Consider the following 18,959-nt stretch of genomic DNA (forward strand, 5'->3'; position numbering starts at 1 on the left):
TGCATAAGAGGGCAGTACATCTGCTCATTGGCGACGGTTAGGAACGATCAATAGTTGCAATTTGACATACCGAAGCTTCAAAGCCATCGCGGTTCCCAGCAGCTTTATTCCGTACTTTGGTTCTGTAGTTATAAACCGTACGCAGGGAATACCTAAGGAAACTGGCAATTTTAACCGAATCATCTATCCCCAATCGAATCAAAGCGAAAATACGCAGTTCGGTATTGAGCAACTCCGTCTTCTTCGGATAGATCTTCTCATCTTCCTGAAGAAGCGCATTAAATTCATCAACAAATGTCGGATAAAGGTTCAAAAATATTCGGTCAAAATTGATATACAGTTGCTGTATCTCCCTTTCCTCCATTTGTGTGGATTTGAGTTGCTCCCGCAGTGCTTCCCACTGTTGGTTAGATGCCTTTTTCAACAATGCTTTTCGTATATCCTCCATTTTGTCGATATAGCTCGAACACATATCAAAAAACTGGGCAATATATTCTTCTTTAATGTGATTGGATTCTGATAGTTTTAGATTGGTTTGATTAATTTCATTATTTAAAGACCGTAATTGTTGATTCGTTGCTGACAGCTGTGACCGGATCTTTCGTAAATGCTGGACTTGACGATAGATCACAATCAAGCCAATAATCCCGCCGATCAACAAAATACTGACCACGATAACGAGTGCAATCAACTGCTTGTTCTGACTATTGATTTTCTGTTGATAGGCGGCATTAATAATTGGATAGGAAGAGGTACCCTCAATAATCCGATAACGCACTTTACATAACATGGCGTCATCAATGGCCTTTTCTATATAACGAAAAGCGCGATCAAAATCTTGTTTGTCATAGTATGCTAACGCTAAATCATGAAAGGAGGCATTGTCGCGATTTGCCATCTCGATATCCGCACTTGCTGAGACAGCTAGATAATAAAGCTGGCCAGCAGTATTTTTTTCATATTTATAGATCAAGCTTATAAAGTAGGACAATAATGCCCGTTGCTCCAAATCCTTCTGGTTTTCATTCCAAAGGTTTAGAAATTGTTTTTTCGCGTCTTCCCGACTACCGTTAAACAAAGTCTTGGTCGCGATGGTTGTCCGGTACTCCAAGGAAGATTTGGGTAAAACCTTCAATAACGAATCCCGATAATGTTCACTTGCCTGATAATATTCCTGACGATTATTACTTTGTCCATAATGGCTATAGAATGAGCTATAGGTATCGTAATATTTGGCCAAAAGTTTGGTACCAAGGCCTGTGGCACTAATTCGGTTCAACAATGCTGAGGCTTCAATATATCGTCCAATCGTGGAATAGACCCAGGCTAAATCTAAATGAATAACGGTCTGAAGTGAATCATTGTCCCTGGGAGCCAGTTTTTGACAAAGGGTAATATAGCTGAGTGCAGCATCAGAATCGAACTTCTTATAATTCTCAAAGATTTCATAATTCTTCTGAAAAAACAGCTGTTGATTATCTTCGAGTGCTTTTGCCTCCTGTTTTAGTTTATCCAGTTTGTCTTCTCGATTCTTAACATAAATTTTCTGATTTTCCATGAGATATTCCAATCGCTGAAAAACCTTAGTGCTATCCGAGTAATCTTGGGCGGATAGTGAAAAACATACATGAAATAAAAAAATGAAAACTAAAATGCGCTGCAACATAATAACCCCGGTTCAACATAGTCATAGCTAAACTACATAAAAATAACAACAAAAAAGAGGACATCTCACGACGGCCTCTTTCCCTAACCCATATAAGAGTATAAGAATTAACAAGTTAATTCTTTATCGCATGAAAAATAGTTTTCTTATCATCCAAAGGCGGTTTTATTTCCAGCCACCACCCAAAGCTTTATAGAGCAGAATCTGATTCAATGTGTTCTCCTTTTCGAGTTCTACTTTTCCAACTTGTGCTTCCAGGGCTTCCTTCTGTGCGGTGACAACATCCAGTGATGTCACTCTTCCGGCAATAAACAATTCCTGTGCAGCTTCAATGGAAAGATCCAGCGCCTTTACATGTTCATCCACAAAGATCCGACGTCGGCTGATTGCCTCTTGCGTCATAATGACATTGGAAACCTCGTTATAAGCATTCAAAACGGATTTTTCATAGTCCAAAAAAGCAATTCCATAATCGGCTTTTGCAATTTCATACTGTGTCTTTAATTGCCTTTGATTCAATATGGGGAGTGTAATACCCCCAAATAAATTATAGGCAATGGATTTGTCCAGATTAAATAGCTTGTTAAAACTAAAACTCTGTAAACCGACAAAAGGACTAATGGCCACCGATGGCAGAAAAGCTAGCCTTGATGCTTCCTGACTATTTGATGAGGCCATCATCTTCAGGTAAGCAGCTTTAATGTCCGGACGTTGATTGACCAGATCATCTGGAGTACCGAAAGTCATTGCATGATATAAGTTTGTGTTCTCAACATACGTACTACGTTTGATCGGTTGATAATAGCGTCCTAGTAATCCATTGATATGATGTTCCCAAAGTGCAATTTCCTGGCTCAATTTTTCTTTGGCGGATTTAGAATTCGCCAATAGCGCTTTGAACTGCTGAACCGACAATTCAGTCGCATAACCCGCATCTTTTTTTATCTCCACGACCTCAAGTGCATTGGTGTGCAGTTCAATATTACGGTCATAGACCTTGATTTTTTGATCTAAGGCCATCAACTCATAATAGGCCGTCGCAATATTGGATACCAGTTCCGTTTCTAACAGACGTTTCCCTTCTTGCTCGGCCAAAAAGCCAAAGTAAGCCGCTTGCCTTTGGCTTTTTAATTTACCCCATAGATCGATTTCCCAGGAAGAACGAAGCCCAATAAAATAATCTGGAATAAATGGTTCCGGCAGTTTTTCGTCACTTTTCAAATTGTCCGAAAAATTGGAATCATAATTACCGATCCCCGATTCAGTGTAGTGGCCATACTTACGTATTCCACCCTCAACCGCTGCTTCCACAGTCGGTCCCAATGCTGCTTTACGTTGTTTAAAGTAGGCTTGCGCAGACGCTAACCGTAAGATGGATTGACGGATATCTATATTAGCATGTAAAGCCGAATCAATCAGTGCGACTAAAAGTGGATCCTTAAAAATCTCCCGCCAGGAGCGATTGCCAACATTCATACTATCAATTGCCGTCCTTTCTGAAAATGCTGTGGGCACGGCAATTTTTTCAGGTTGTACTGCTTTTTTGGGAACAGCACAACTGCCAAAGAGAATGAGTGCAGCGATTACTAATGAGGTCTGTTTAATGACCTGTTTTTTATTCTCTTTTTTGGAAAACAAGATCACGAGACCTGGAATAACAATAACTCCCAATATCGTTCCGATGAGCATCCCTCCGACCGCAGCTGTACCAATACTTCGATTCCCCAACGCTCCGGCGCCACTCGCCATCATCAATGGGATCAGTCCGGCAATAAATGCAAAAGAAGTCATCAAAATAGGGCGTAAGCGCGCGACAGCCCCCTCAATGGACGCCGTGACAATATCCATTCCCTGCTTATATTTCAAATTGGCATATTCCACAATGAGGATCGCGTTTTTACCCAAAAGCCCGATCAGCATGACTAAAGCGACCTGTGCATAGATATTATTTTCTAAGCCAAATATTTTCAGGAAGATAAAGGCCCCAAAAATTCCTGCTGGCAGACAGAGTAGTACCGGCAGCGGCAATAAAAAGCTTTCGTACTGGGCACACAACAATAAGTAAACAAACAATAGACAGAGCGCAAAAATATACAGGGCCTGATTTCCGGATATCTTTTGTTCTCGGGTCATCCCTGACCATTCAATGCTATAGCCTTGTGGCAAGGAAGACGCAATCTTTTCCACTTCTTCGATTGCCTGGCCCGAACTGAAACCCGGCGACGACTGTCCTGTCACCATCGCCGAACTAAACATATTGTACCGCGTAATCTGCTCCGGCCCGTAAATACGCTCCATGGAAATAAAAGCGTTATAGGGCACCATTTCTCCCGTTTCATTCTTCACATACAGCCGAAGTACGTCTTCGGGCCGCTGACGGTACTCTGGTCCTGCCTGTACCATCACCTTGTACATTTGTCCATAACGGATAAAATTCGTTGCATAAAGACTTCCCATCAAGGTCTGCAAGGTGTTCATCGCATTTTCTACTGATATTCCTTTCTTTGCGGCCATATCATAGTCTACTTTCAGCATATACTGCGGAAAGTTAACATCAAAACTGGAACTGATATCCTGGAGCACTTCACTTTTCTCCATGTCATCCATAAATTTCTGTAATACTTCCGCTGTTTTATTCAGATCCTCATTACCGCTACGGTCCAATAGGCGCAATTCAAATCCCGAAGAGTTACCAAAACCCGGTACCGTTGGCGGTGGGAAGAAATCAATCTGTGCATCTGCAAAATCCTTTGTTTTCTCGCGTAGTTCTTTGATCACATCATCGACCGTCTGATCACGTTCCTTCCATGGCTTAAGGTTGATCATTCCCATACCATAAGACGCTCCTGATACTTCGGTCACAATACTATATCCCGATAAGGTTGAAACCGTCTCAACAATATCCAGTTTTCGCGAAACAGAATCGATCTTATCCAATACCCGTTCAGTACGATCTACGGTCGCACCGGGTGGCGTAGTTACGGAGACATAAATCATCCCTTGATCTTCCGTTGGAATAAATCCGGAAGGCAGTATGGCGCTGCTCCCCCAAGTAGCCAAAAAGAAACCACCTAATAATAATAGCGTAAGTCCACGTCTCGCACTTGTTTTCACCAATATTCCCTTGTAGCCAAAAGCTGTACGGTCATAAATCTTATTAAATTGTTTAAAGAATCGGTCTAACCAATTATTGGATGGCTTGCGATCATGGGGTGATTTGAGGAAAAGCGCACACAAGGCTGGTGTCAATGTCAATGCATTAATACCTGAAATCACGATTGCCGCAGCCAGCGTCAAAGAAAATTGTCTGTAAAATATTCCTACAGGGCCGGATAGAAAAGCTACCGGAACAAACACTGCTGACATCACCAAGGTGATTGCCACGACGGCGCCCCCAACTTCCTTCATCGCTTCCAAGGTCGCTTCCATGGGTTGTAGATGCTCTTCTTCCATTTTGGCATACACGGCCTCTACGACTACAATCCCATTATCCACCACAATTCCAATGGCCAGTACCAGTGCAAACAAGGTCAACAAATTGATTGAAAAGCCCAACATTTGCATGAAAAACAAGGCTCCGATCAGACAGACCGGCACCGCTAGGATCGGGATAACCGTCGCCCTGAAATCCTGTAAAAAGATAAACACGACAATAAATACTAACAGAAATGCTTCCAACAAAGTCTTGATCACCGATGAAATAGAGGCATCCAGGAAACGGGATACATCATACCCCATGGTATAGGTCATACCAGCAGGAAATGAGCTCTCCTTTAATTCGGCCATACGATCTTTTACCCGCTGAATAACTTCCTGCGCATTTGATCCGGGCAGCTGTTTCAGCATAATGGATGCCGATGGACGACCATCAGTCTTGGAAACCATTTCATAATCCAGGGAACCAAATTCAACGTCTGCCACGTCTTTAATCCGAATAATTGAGCCATTGGAATTGGCACGGATAGGCACATTGGCATACTCATCAATTTCAGTAAACTTGCCCGGATAACGCAATACGTATTGCTGCATATTGCGCATTTTATCTGAGCTAATACCAGTTTGCCCAGGTGCAGCCTCGATATTCTGCTTGCGCAGAGCGGCAACCACATCTTCAGCAGATATATTATAGGCTGCCATACGGTCCGGCTTCACCCAAACGCGCATGGCATAGTCACGCATACCCATAATCTGGGCTAGCCCGACACCCTCGATACGTTTGAGTTCCTTCAGGATATTAATATCGGCAAAGTTATAGATAAAACGTTCGTCAGCAGTTTGGTCTTCGGTAAAGACGTTCAGATACATCAACATCGAATTGACCTCTTTTTCCGTCGTTACTCCGGCTTTGATAACCTCTTCCGGCAATTCATCCAGTACTGTTGTTACCCTATTCTGTACGTTGACCGCGGCGATATCCGGATCGGTACCTACTTCAAAGAAGATCTGGATCACCGTACTTCCATTATTGGTTGACACGGAGTTCATATAGGTCATCCCCGCAACACCATTAATAGCTTTTTCCAGCGGAATAGCCACCGCATTGGTACTTACCTCCGCATTTGCTCCTGTATAATTGGCATTCACCACCACAGAAGGGGGCACAATATCCGGGAACTGTGTAATAGGTAATGTGAATAAAGCCAGCAAACCCAAGAGGGTAATAAAAACCGATATGACCAGCGATAATATGGGTCTTTTTATAAATGTTTCAAACATAATTTATCCTCCGCTACAGCTTCCTCAATTTTGGATTAATCTTCATTCCATTACGCAGGTTTTGCACGCCTTCATAGACCACTTTAACATTCGGATCAAGACCAGCCTCTACGATATAATAATGTCCTACACGAGGGCCCGCAACAAAAGGCGTCATCTTCACTGTGCTGTCTGCCTGCATGGCGTAAACATATGTTTTATCCTGGATCTCAAATACAGATTTTTGATGTACGAATGCGTGCTCTCCAGTCTCCATAGGCACGGCAATCTTACCGGACGCACCGTGTTTCAGGATATGTTCCGCATTGGGAAATTGGACACGAAGTGCAATAGATCCCGTATTGGCTTCAAATTCACTTTCGACAATATGGGCAACCCCCTCATGTGGGTATAATGCTCCGTTTGCCAGAATCAACTTTACGGTCTTACGGATTTCCTTCCCATCCAGTTTATCTTGCATCATTGTTAAATACTCCCGCTCCGAAATATCAAAATAAACATTGACCTGACTTAGATCAGAAATTGTGGTAATCAGACTGCCTTCAGTCAACAATGATCCCTCTTTTAGTAAGATTCGATCTATCCGGCCATCAAATGGTGCTTGGATTACGGTATAGTCGAGTCTTGTCTGGGCTTGGTTGACAAGCGCGCGGGCTTCTTCAATTTTGGAATTTGCCGCTTTTAACTGAATCTTCAATAGGTTATACTCGGATGGACTCACGATATTTTTGTCGACCAATTTTTGGGTTCTTTCCATTTCGAGTTTGATCTTTTGTGCTTCAGCAATGGAATTATCATATTGCGCTTTGGCTTTGGCCAACTCCGAACGATACTCTTCATTATTGTATTTGAACAATACTTGGCCTTTCTTTACCCAGGCTCCTTCGTCTACATAGATTTTATCCAAAAAGCCATTCAGCTTGGACCTAAGCTCCACATTTTTTAGAGCCTGGATATCGGCTATATATTCCTGATATACTGTTGTATCCATTACAATCAATGGTGTAACAGGTATATTCTTAATTTCTTCTTTTTGCTCGGCATTCGCATTGGAGGAGCGGCAGGAAGCCAGCATCCCTACCGTACCTAATAATAGGCACAGCGCAAGTAATTTCTTCATAAAAACGATAAAAAATAAAATGTTAAACTAGAGGGGAGCTATAATAATACGATATGAAAATGCAGGGAAAGTACAATCCCAACATCATTAGAAAGAAAGATAGTATTATTTTATTGACTCCGATAGGAAAGTGAGATCAGACACTTAGAAGGGCCGGAATCTGTATAAGAATTGATAATAACCGGGCCGGCAGAGGGTTTTCGACCGATAAAACGGATGTACCTTATCCTTGGTAAAACATAAGGCTGTAAAAACGATTCCAAAGACAAAAATAAAGATTGACAGGACCTGACTATTGACAGCAAATATACGATAGTCGTCCTGCAACAGCACTTTCTCTTCTTGAGAAGAATGAATAGGTTCTAAATCCAATACATCATCCAAAAAATATTCCACGATAGTTTCCCCCGCATGCAGCACCTGTCCTGTCGCTGATGAGAAGGACTCATACGTCAAGAGGTTGAGGTACGCAAAGAGTGTTAAAAGATGGAATAACTTACCTAACATATCGAATTTTCGAATCACAAAGGTATGATTTTAAATAACCAAGATTATTTTATTCGTGTAAAAAAACCATGACAGCAACTGGGTTTGTCATCATGGTTTTAATACTTTACCTATTATAAATCAAACTGTACATATCATTTGATCTTTAAGGTATGTAATGAAACTTCATCTTAACGCTTTTCCTTACTGAAAGAATAGGGCGCATCCTCTTTTTTGATTCCTCTGTTTTTATTTGGCTCTGCACTCATCTTGAACGCTAGATTTCCGCCACTTAGCAGGTCTGAATAACGGATATAGTTTTTATTATACGCCTTTCCATTCCAGGTAAGTTGATTGACATAGACCTGATCTAATCCCTGTTGCTTTGCATGGATACGAACCTCTTTACCATTTTCGAGTTTTAAGGTTACTTTCTCAAACTGAGGAGAGCCAATAACGTACTCTCCGGAGCCCGGCGAAACAGGATAAAATCCCAGTGAAGAAAAGACATACCAAGCAGATGTTTGGCCATTATCTTCATCGCCACAGTAACCATCGGGAGTAGGTAAATAAAGTTTATCCATAATCTTGCGGATCCAATATTGTGCCTTCCAAGGTTCTGCCGCATAATTGTAGAGATAAGGCATGTGCTGGATAGGCTGATTGCCATGCGCATACTGTCCCATATTCATGACCTGCATTTCACGCATCTCATGAATCATGCTACGGCTCTTCATTCCCTCATAACTTGGAATAGCAAATACCGTATCCAACATGGAAACAAATGATTTATTTCCACCCATCAAATCTATTAATCCCTGTGGATCATGAAATACACAGAAGCTCCAATGCCAGGCATTTCCTTCCGTATATTCACGCGACCAGGCGCTTGGATCAAAATTAGCGACAAAAGAGCCATCTAATTTTTTGCCCCGCATCAACTTTGTACTTGGGTCATAAAGATTCTTGTAATTCATCGCACGCTGTGCATAAATAGCCGTTTCGGATTTTGGTTTACCCAAGGCTTTTCCAAATTCATAAATACACCAGTCATTATACGCATATTCCAGCGACCTTGCCACATTCTGATCCACCTTTACATCTGCAGGAATATAGCCTAATTTGTTGTAATATTCATGACCAAACCGCCCGGTAGAGGAGTGTTTGGGGTATGCATTGTTAGCGCCATGTTTTAGTGCTTCCCAAAGAAGTTCTTTGTCATAACCCGTCCTGTTGGTGACTAAAGCATCAGCGACTATAGATGCCGAATTATTGCCTATCATAGATGCGCGATGCCCTGGTGATGCCCATTCAGGCAAATAGCCACTTTCCTTGTAAGCATTCACCAAGCCAGCCTGCATACGGTCGTTCATCGACGGGTACAATAAATTCAAAAGTGGGAACAAGCTTCTGAACGTGTCCCAAAAACCTGTATCCGTAAACATCTCACCAGGCAAAACCTGTCCATTGTAGGGACTATAATGGATTCTTTTTCCAGAAGCATCAATTTCCGAGAAATCCCGTGGAAATAATGTCGAACGGTAAAGGCAGGAATAAAAAGTACGCAGGCGATCAATATTATTGTCTTCAACTTGGACACGGCCTAACACTTCATTCCATTGCTCCTTACCTTCCATAGCAACCTGTTCAAATGTTTTGGACTTTACTTCGTTCAGGTTAAGTGTTGCCTGTTCAAAACTGATGAAGGAAGAAGCAACTTTAGCGACTACTTTATCACCCTTTTTTAACGAAGGGAAACCAACAATCGCTCCGGCATGGTCATCTTGAACTTCCAACTGATCATTTTTGATAGTACCATTCTCTACCGCCGCTTTGTAGGAAAAGGGGCGATCAAAGGTAATGACAAAGTAATTCTTAAAATTGTCCGGAACACCACCGCTATTTTTTGTCGAATAGCCAATAATTTTATTTTCCTGTGGAATCACTTTAATATACGATCCTTTGTCAAAAGCATCAATAATCACATAAGCCTCGTCTGTTTTTGGGAAAGTAAATTGAAAAACCGCCGCACGCTGTGAAGGTGTAAGCTCTGTAGTCACATCATGGTCTGCCAGGTAAACACTATAATAATAAGGCTTTACAACCTCTGCTTTATGCGAGAACCAACTGGCCCGTTTTTCCTGATCAAACTGCGGCTTACCCGTTATCGGCATCAAAGAAAACTGTCCATAATCGTTATTCCATGGACTAGGCTGATGCGTTTGCTTAAATCCTTTGATTTTATCAGCGGTATAGGTATATACCCAGCCGTCGCCCATATTCCCTGTCTGCGGTGTCCAAAAATTCATTCCCCAAGGGCGCGCTATGGCAGGATAGGTATTTCCATTCGACAATTCATATTTAGATTCTGTCCCGATCAACGGGTTTACATAGTCTACTGGAGAAGATTGTTGTGCTAAACTGACATGAGCCGCAAAAAGAAAAAGAATACTGCTTGTTAATTTTTTAATATTGAACATAATTATTGATTTGGACAAAGCTGCTTTATAAATAACCTAAAAAGCTAAAACGTATTAGTAAATATAAACAAGAATTTTAAATCTAGGGGGATAAAGCGTTATTTTTCACAAGATGGTTACAATAAACAAACGATATCAACTATTGCCAATTTATTTTATATCAACCTAAAAGAAGAAGACAGTATTGAAGTCCACATTTTATTCGCTGTAAACGCCAATACTGCCTTCCCAATAGTATATCCCCGGTATCCTCTGTTTAATATCACTGCTGCATGCTAACGATATCGCATCGAACTACTGTGGCAATGCCAATAATCTGAATTCTGTCATCTGGAAATTTGACCCCGAAGAAACAGCTTTAACAACATACCTATAATAACTATATGGTTTTGTATTCACGAATGTAAAAGGCTGCGATCTTCTCCGGTCTGTTGGTGCTGTACCAAAACTATAACCTGTTACAGTATTCAAAGTCACCCAAGTCTCGCCATCATTAGATCCCTGTATTTCCCAGTCTTTGGGATCCCGTTCGGGTGAATCGTTTCCGGTCGTGATGGTATACGCATTGATTGTCTGAGGTTGATAGAACGCAAACTGCCAGAACATCCCCGGCTGGTAGCCACCGATAAATAATTTAGTTGTCAGATCACCATCTATAAGCTTCTTAGACCCCTCTCCCGCATCAGGCCCGCTGGAATTATCCTGCGAGATGCGGAAGGTATTGTCGATATTGGTCAAGTCTTTGACGATCCCTAGATCCGTAAGTAATTTGGGAATTTCTATTACAGAACCTTTTGGTGTCTTGACGGCAAGTTTATAATTTGCAAACATTCCAACGCCAATAGATATATCGGCTTTGGCCTTATCAGAGACCTGCTCGTATTGGTCATTATCAGTCAACAGAGACCAAGCAACACTTTTAACGGCAATATCGCTATCGTAGCTCAGGATCAGTTTACCCGTTCCATTTTTTGTCGCATTGAAGCGCACCAATTTTTCTGCATCAATTGTCACAAGTTGTTCGCGTTGCGCCCAATCTCCATTTTCATTAAGCACGCGCAACTTCACAATAAAAGATCCTGTGGTTAAAAATGTATGCTGTGGAGATGTTGTCGATGACGTACTGTCATCACCAAAACTCCAGCGCGTTTCCGTGTAATCTTTGGATTGATTTGTAAATTCAAATGTAAAAGGATCATCCTTGGCGACCTGCTTGATTGAGAAGGCTGACTGAGGATTAGGGAGTTGCGGTTCTTCAACCACAACCTCCTTATCCTTACCACAGCCAAGTAAAGCAAATAGTAAAACTATACTATAAATATATATTCCTAATTTCATGACTATAATTTTCATCGTTATAAAATAACACAAGTGAGTAGCTCTAATTACAAGAATTCAATCATCCGCCATTCCGAACATTGGAATAAACTGCTACCAACATTCTCGGTGATATTCAGACGGTAAAATTTATAGCTACCCGGTTTCTGTACATTAAATCTTCGTGTTTGAATACGATTTGGGAAACTTTCATTTGTCCTCGTATCGATAACTTCCCAAGTACTACCATCAAGAGAACCTTCGAGTGTCCAGCTCTTTGGATCACGTTCGATCGCGTCGTTTCCAGAAGTAAGTGTGTAGGCTCCAATTTTAAGTGTGCGTGTAAAGGTCAATGTACATTGCAAATCACCTGTAAAAGCACTTTGTAAAAATTTGGTACTTGTCAGGTCATCGACAAATTTAAGACTTCCCTCTCCTGCATTCGGGCCGCCATTATTATCTCTATTGACCGTTAATGTACCCTCTTGCGTCACATCAAACTCAACAACATTTGCACAATCAATCAAAATAGTTGTGTAGTTCTTTTTCGGATTGATGACATGCAACGTCGGATCTTTTAAATAGACAGTAATTGCCAGGTATTTGTCTTTATTTTTTGCAATAATATCCCAAGGAACTGAAATATTGAAGTCCGCAGATGACTTGTTGCCCAATACCTGCACACGTGATGGAAGCGTAAACTCATTTTCCTTCAGTCCCACCGTATTTGCAGGCAATATTTTCTTAGCTATCCAATTTGAAATGGAATCCGTCGTACCACGTACTTCCACATAAAACCATTTACTCGGAAACGAGGCCAATGAAACCCCTAACGGGATTTCAATTCCGGAAGGTGTGGTATTATAATTATTGTGCCTGCTTGCCATAATTATGCTCGCTGGCGAATTCGTTATGGAAAGATAATGAATATCTGCTGCCGTTAGCAGACTTTTGGAATCCAGGGTTACGATGACACTATTTGGATTCCCCAATTGATTGCCTTTACCTGGGTTGGTTAGTTTATAAGAAAGTGCAAATTTTTTGCCATACACCCGTTCTATTTCTGTTCTGGATATGGTAAGCACAAAGGATGCTGTATCTGAACCGTATTGAAATTTAACCACATTCGGGAAAGAAAAGGCCGAATTAGGCAGTGTTATTACATCTTTTAACGTTCCCGATTCAATAAGCTTCGTTACCGTATCGGTATTTAACTGCAGCTCGACATCAAAGGTTTTTGATGCGGGGCTGCTCAGCTTAACTTTCATGGGTACCTGAACATAATCATTGGTCTTGACCAAGTCTTTCCCTCCGCCTTCAGCAATAACCTGCACAGGCGTATTATCCTGCAGGTTAAATGCTTCAAGATTATCTTTCGAACAGCCTACAAATTGGCAATAGCTCAAAACCGTCGCCAAAAAATAAAAAAATCTCTTCATATTATCTTCTTTAAGATTATTTATCGATCCAAACCCGGCCATCCAACTGCCAGCTTTCCTGTCTTGCAATCTGTAGCCAACTAAAAATCTGCGCAGTAATATCCGTACTTTTGGGTACCAAGGTGCTGATGGTTTCCACAGAAGGAGCACATAGAAAATCATTAAGCTTTGATATTTCATAGCTTGTATTACCAACTTTCAAGGTGTTTCCAAATGGACCTTCGTCGTAAAGTAAACCATCTGTAACTGTGCCAACGACTGGCCAGTTTGCCGCTAACGTATGAAAATAAGGGTGATCCTCACTTATTCCCACTTCGCAATTATATTGAGAAATAACGGATTGTGGCAGAGCCGTTTTCCAAAAACGCACGTCTGCAATGTAATAGTCGCCCTCATTCCAATTGCTACCGCCATTGACCAACCCAAGCCGCAGCTTCGCAGGACTGTTAATCACTCCCCAAGCGCTGACATCCATTTCATTTCCAGGCAACCCATTTGTATAGGTTTTAATAAGCCTTTTCCCGTCACTGGTTATAGATCCCACAACGGTGACATTGTTCCAGGTTGCATTGTTCAATTTCGGGCCGTTAACCTCTCCGCTTCCATTTGGACCACGCGCATTAAACATCCAATAATCATCTTTAAAGGCCATAATCCATCCATTTGTAGGCGCGCCGGATTCCCATTTTTCACGTTTTCCAATAAAAGACGGATAATTTGGAAACCTATACGTATTATTTGGCCCCTTACTCTTTTTCACTTTTAATTCAATGGTAAATTCCCTATCCTTATCCCCTAGGTCAAAGAGCGTATCTGCCTCGGCCATCTCGGCAAATATGCCCCCTTTAAAGCGTAGAAAATCTCCGGAAAATCTGCTCCCCAAATACGGTTTATTGATAAATCTTGAATTATATTTAGGTGAATAGAATATGGTAAATGTATTGACATTGGCATTACTAAAAATGGTATTGTCGTTTTGCGCAGGAGGAATTTCAAAAGGTCCGCCCTTACTTGAGGTGATAATCACCAGCCAATTTTCCTTTTTAAAGGTCGACCGCTGTTCCAACGCCTTTGTGATTTCGCCCACTTGTTTATCAAAGTTTTCAATGGCCATTTTATACCGCGCACTGCTGTTATCATAGGCTGTTGCTTTTCCCGCCTTGTCAATTTCGGTAAAATGGGCTGTTAACATCGTTAAATCAGGCTGCTTCAATCCTTCTTTTACGGCATCAGCAACCGCTTGATCAGATCCTTCAAGCTTGGCAACGGCCGTTGGGGCCAAATTATCAACAAACAATTTGGAACTACTATACACTTTAAACTCTGGTGCTTTAACATTCGTAGCAATCCGTGTATAGACAGTAGGAAAAGTCTGTAGGTTATTATTGCTAAAATTGTCTCCCATTACCAAATGCTTATTTTGGGTGACTCCGGTAATAATACTTGCCAAATCGGCTCCTGTCGCCTGCTTATCTTCGTGCTCTTCACTCAACGATACCCATGAATAAATGGCATGATCCAGTAAACCGTTCATGACAGGGATATTTGCATTACGGACAGACTCACCTCTGGCCCCATCAGCTATTATCAGTAGTACCTTCGGCTTTCCGTACACTAGATCGACTGTATCCTGCCCGCCCTGATTGTCCGGTATAACGCGTCCAAACTCATCCTTACAGGCAACCATCGTCGAAATCAGCAATAAATAGGTTAGCCACAAATGTATATTTCGAAAATTATCTTGCATTTTCATCCCGTTTAATTTTAGGTTATTGTTCCAATTTAATGCGAATCAAATTGCGCACTTCTTCATTATTAAATCGATTAAAAGATCCCATCAGCAGCAATGCGCGTTTTCCATCCTCCGTTTTCGTTTCGACAGCTTTGTTGATATATCCCGAAAAGTATCCCGAAGTATTATACGCAGCATTCAATTCGCCATTTGCATTTAAAATCATAAATCCGTTACGGGCGATATTATTATAGCGCACAAAATCTCCGGCTAGTACAATCAGTCCATCGTTTAGCTGCAAACCATACGATGGGCTTCCGCCCTCGAATATTTTCGCCTGAAAAGAAGGATCCAACGTGCCATTTGCATTGAGCAAGGCGACTTTGACAGCGGTAGAACCATTGTATTTTGTAAAAGAACCGACTACCAGATACTTATTCGTCACACTATTGTACGTGACCGATGAGATGTTGTAATCGGCGCCTTGCGCACCAGGATTAAATGTTGCATCCAATGTACCATTTTCATTTAAGCGGGCGATATACCCTTTGGACTCGCCATCAAAACGGTTAAATCCGCCATACACCAAAATTTTTCCTTTTAGTGGACCAACAGCATGATAAACTGTAGCAACATTGCCATTCCCACCGACAAACGATTTTCCATCAGGCGCAAATCTGAACGATTTATCCAATGAACCATCGGTATTGAGTCGTGCAACATGTCTAATTTCCGTACTATCCAAAATAACGGTATCTCTCGTTTCCAGTTTATTGGGCTTGCCATAGGTGCGATGAATATAATACCTAAAATTCCCTGTCGCTAAAATCTTCCCATCAGATTCATAAATATTACCTACATTACCGTCAAATCCACCATTAAATGCAGGATAATATTTCAACGTATCCGTTTGACCGGGCCTACGGAACGGCTTGATGCCCATGGTGTCTATTGCACCTGTCATATTGATCCGGGTCAAGTTGCTGATATCAGCATTGCGCTGCCCATATCCAGAAAAAGAACCTGCCAAATAATAGAAATTACCAAACTTTAAAATGCTATTCAGTGAATTATTTGCGCCGGTTCCTATGCGAAAACTTGCATCGTAGGTACCATCGGCAAATGTCCGCACCAGGCGGTTTATCGGACGTATTGACCCCTTATTATTATAATTTGTAAAGGCACCGGTAAAGATCATTTTACCATCCTCCAAATAGAGTACATCCGAAACAAAATTATTTGTCCCCACACCCACCTGAAAGGTCGCATCTATGGCCACATTTCCTAAAACAGTAAATTGAGGGCCAAAGAATACGATATCATCAATTGTTACCGAAAGTACACCTGTACTTGCATACGGAGGCACCTTCAATTTGACGTGATCAGCGGTCAGTTCAATCACATCGGCTTTTTCCCCATTGAATCGAATAACAGCTTTATCTTTATATTTATCCAATCCTTTGATTCGCATAGTTGTTTCCGTACCGGTTTTCCCAGACTCTGGTTGCATCTTATCTGTTGGATTAATCTCGATATCCAAAGGAGGAAGCCCTTCCTCATAGGGTGCAGAAAATGTTTTGTTATCCTTCTTACATCCGAAACAGAGAAAGACGACAAACAATAGCACAATATATTTCCACATGATTCTATACATAACGTCCATAATTTAATTCACAACTGGTTCTTAACGTTTACTTTCCAAAATATCAACAATAACCTCTCCTCTTCCATATCCAAACTCAGCTTTTGTATAATCGATAACGTGTACAACACCATTATCAGGCTGTATATCAGAAGATGCAACGGGGCAAGAAATCCATTCCCTAGGCCTACTGATATCTGGGATATAAGAAATATGAAGCTGTCTATACCCCATATATTTCAGTCTGGTAATGTTATTTTTGTCCGAGTCATTGATCGCGTCATTGTACACCACACCGATATTGGAAACAGTATTGCCAAACGACGTATAATTCTGTCCCTTATAAACATTCAATAAGTCGAAATCGATCTGCGGATAATCCATCAGTTTACGTTTTCCATTAAACATATACCGCAAGAGATATTTGCGCCAAATCGTACTATCTACATCCGCCAGTGTTTTAATTGTATCCCTGCCCAATTGGTACAGCAACATATTGGCACCCGAAGCTCCATTCTGTGAATTTCCTCTTGCCAGGCCAATTAACCGTTTGATATTCTCGTCCCTTGGCGCAAAGAAGGTAAATTCTTTGGTTTTGAAATCTTCTTCCAATCCAGCCAAACGGACGATCTGCGCAATGGAGTCAAATTCTCTCGGTTTTGAATCCAGATAGGCCATAATTGATCCCTCAAATTTTGCCTGAGCCAATCCACCATCTTTGTAATAATCATCTTTCTTACATGACCCTATGCCACAAAACAACAGGCTTATCAACAATACGTAGCTTATATTTTTTAAACTTCTCATAATACACATCGTTAGTTTCCACTAGTCCAATATTCGTTCAATACGATTTTAGCATTAAAATTCTTGGCCGAAGCGTCTAAAGGCCATGTCCAGGCACGTCGATTGTACTGATCGATTGTCATCGGCGCCATTGTCCACTGCGGATTCAATATCCGTCGTGTTCGGATCAGATCAAAATAGCGTACACCCTCCCCGATCAATTCTCGGCAGCGTTCTTCAAAAATGAAGTTCTTGAGATCAGTACCACCGCCAGTATATCTGGGGGCTTCGGCTCTGTCCCGAACTATATTTAATACGTTGATTGCTTCAGCCTCACGTGCTGATCCAAGATTTGCCAAAGCTTCGGCCTCCAAAAGAAGTGCATCGGCATAGCGAAAAATCATAAAGGTATTATCCGGATTAGAATCCTCATTTCCTGAGGCAAATACATTTGCAGCAAATTTTTTCAGCACAAATAGACCATCATTCGCATACATATCCTCGTACCAGATCTCTTTTCGTTTATCCGCAGGTCCATTCAAGGGGTAGATCCTAGACATAAACACCGACGAATAATACGCGATGCTAAATTGTTGATTGTAACGTGGGAATTTATATGGCCACCTCAAAAAGTGGTCCCATAAGGGAGCATAGGCATTATTTTGGTCGCCATAATTGATCGTGCGATAAAATTCAAATAGAGATTCTTCGGTACGGCCTTTAGAGACTTTAGCCCAATTTTCCGGTGTAAGCGCATACAAATAATGGGCGCCACTACTCCGCAGCTCCTTGCCTAATGCCGCAACGCTCTCATAATATTTGGTTGCAATCGATGGATTAAAGTTCGCATTCCACATTTTCATATGCATCAGCAAGGCGATAATACTACCCCGGCTCGCCCTGGCGCCCCGTTGTGATGCGTCGCCAAACGTCCAGGGCATAATATCCTTGGCCGGTTCTAGATCATCTATGCACTTATCGATGACAGACACCATATCCTCTCTACCCAACTGCTGTGCAAAATAGGGATCGGTATAATAAACCACATCACCGTAAAGCCGAACCATCCAAAAATAGCTGAGGCAGCGCATAAATGTCGCTTCTGCCTTATAGCGGTCTTTATCGGAGGCTGAAAGCCCGGGGATACCTTCCTCTAATTTGGAAATAAGGATATTACAACTTTGAATCACTTTATAATAAGTATCCCAAATACCAACTTTATACATCTCATAGCCACTTGAGCGACCTCCAGGAGAACTATTAATATAAACCATGTTCATATTGTTTGTCCCCAGATCACGCAGGATCATCCGGTCACCAGAAGAGGTCGGAGATGGAAATATTTCACCAGACCGAGCCTCCCCTATAGCGCCCATCACCCAAGATTCATTCAATTTTTCAAAAAACTGGCTATAGATACGGGCAATATTCGCCTCAACATCCTCTTTGGATTGATAAAAATTATTTCCTGTAAGCCGATCAATAGGCTCAACGGTCAAAAACTTCTTACAGCCCACAGTAACAAATACACATAGGCATAAGACAACTGCGATTTTTCCTAAATTCATTTTAATT

11 protein-coding genes are annotated in these 18,959 nt (G+C 41.5%); all 11 read right to left on the reverse strand.

Annotated elements, in window-relative coordinates; translation table 11 throughout:
• Nucleotides 1-37: 37 nt before the first annotated feature.
• The 11 genes from HPC41_RS02505 to HPC41_RS02555 all read right to left on the reverse strand — a co-directional run bounded on the left by HPC41_RS02505 (nucleotide 38) and on the right by HPC41_RS02555 (nucleotide 18,952).
• On the reverse strand, nucleotides 38-1,558 hold the full coding sequence (locus HPC41_RS02505; RefSeq protein WP_172392403.1) for a DUF6377 domain-containing protein: 1,521 nt from the start codon (nucleotides 1,556-1,558) through the stop codon (nucleotides 38-40).
• Between the two features lie 273 nt (nucleotides 1,559-1,831).
• Entirely contained in the window at nucleotides 1,832-6,382 is a 4,551-nt protein-coding gene (locus HPC41_RS02510) for an efflux RND transporter permease subunit (protein WP_172392404.1), read from the reverse strand.
• A 13-nt stretch (nucleotides 6,383-6,395) separates the two neighbouring features.
• Nucleotides 6,396-7,502 (reverse strand): efflux RND transporter periplasmic adaptor subunit, encoded by a 1,107-nt coding sequence (locus tag HPC41_RS02515; protein ID WP_172392405.1) that lies wholly within the window; start codon nucleotides 7,500-7,502, stop codon nucleotides 6,396-6,398.
• Between the two features lie 144 nt (nucleotides 7,503-7,646).
• Entirely contained in the window at nucleotides 7,647-8,027 is a 381-nt protein-coding gene (locus tag HPC41_RS02520) for a hypothetical protein (RefSeq protein WP_172392406.1), read from the reverse strand.
• 152 nt (nucleotides 8,028-8,179) lie between these two features.
• Complete coding sequence (locus HPC41_RS02525) at nucleotides 8,180-10,468, reverse strand: GH92 family glycosyl hydrolase (RefSeq protein ID WP_172392407.1); 2,289 nt, start codon at nucleotides 10,466-10,468, stop codon at nucleotides 8,180-8,182.
• 294 nt (nucleotides 10,469-10,762) lie between these two features.
• Nucleotides 10,763-11,806, reverse strand: a complete 1,044-nt coding sequence (locus HPC41_RS02530) for a PKD domain-containing protein (RefSeq protein ID WP_172392408.1) — start codon at nucleotides 11,804-11,806, stop codon at nucleotides 10,763-10,765.
• Nucleotides 11,807-11,853: 47 nt separating this feature from the next.
• Nucleotides 11,854-13,224, reverse strand: a complete 1,371-nt coding sequence (locus HPC41_RS02535; RefSeq protein ID WP_172392409.1) for a discoidin/SUN/FTP domain-containing protein — start codon at nucleotides 13,222-13,224, stop codon at nucleotides 11,854-11,856.
• Nucleotides 13,225-13,240: 16 nt separating this feature from the next.
• On the reverse strand, nucleotides 13,241-14,971 hold the full coding sequence (locus HPC41_RS02540) for an alkaline phosphatase family protein (RefSeq protein WP_172392410.1): 1,731 nt from the start codon (nucleotides 14,969-14,971) through the stop codon (nucleotides 13,241-13,243).
• A gap of 22 nt (nucleotides 14,972-14,993) precedes the next feature.
• Complete coding sequence (locus HPC41_RS02545; RefSeq protein ID WP_172392411.1) at nucleotides 14,994-16,610, reverse strand: DUF5008 domain-containing protein; 1,617 nt, start codon at nucleotides 16,608-16,610, stop codon at nucleotides 14,994-14,996.
• Between the two features lie 30 nt (nucleotides 16,611-16,640).
• Nucleotides 16,641-17,405 (reverse strand): fasciclin domain-containing protein, encoded by a 765-nt coding sequence (locus HPC41_RS02550; protein WP_172392412.1) that lies wholly within the window; start codon nucleotides 17,403-17,405, stop codon nucleotides 16,641-16,643.
• A gap of 11 nt (nucleotides 17,406-17,416) precedes the next feature.
• Entirely contained in the window at nucleotides 17,417-18,952 is a 1,536-nt protein-coding gene (locus HPC41_RS02555; RefSeq protein WP_246250294.1) for a RagB/SusD family nutrient uptake outer membrane protein, read from the reverse strand.
• Nucleotides 18,953-18,959: the final 7 nt, after the last annotated feature.

Origin of the sequence: Sphingobacterium prati, from assembly GCF_013167215.1 — a bacterium.
Taxonomy (GTDB): domain Bacteria; phylum Bacteroidota; class Bacteroidia; order Sphingobacteriales; family Sphingobacteriaceae; genus Sphingobacterium; species Sphingobacterium prati.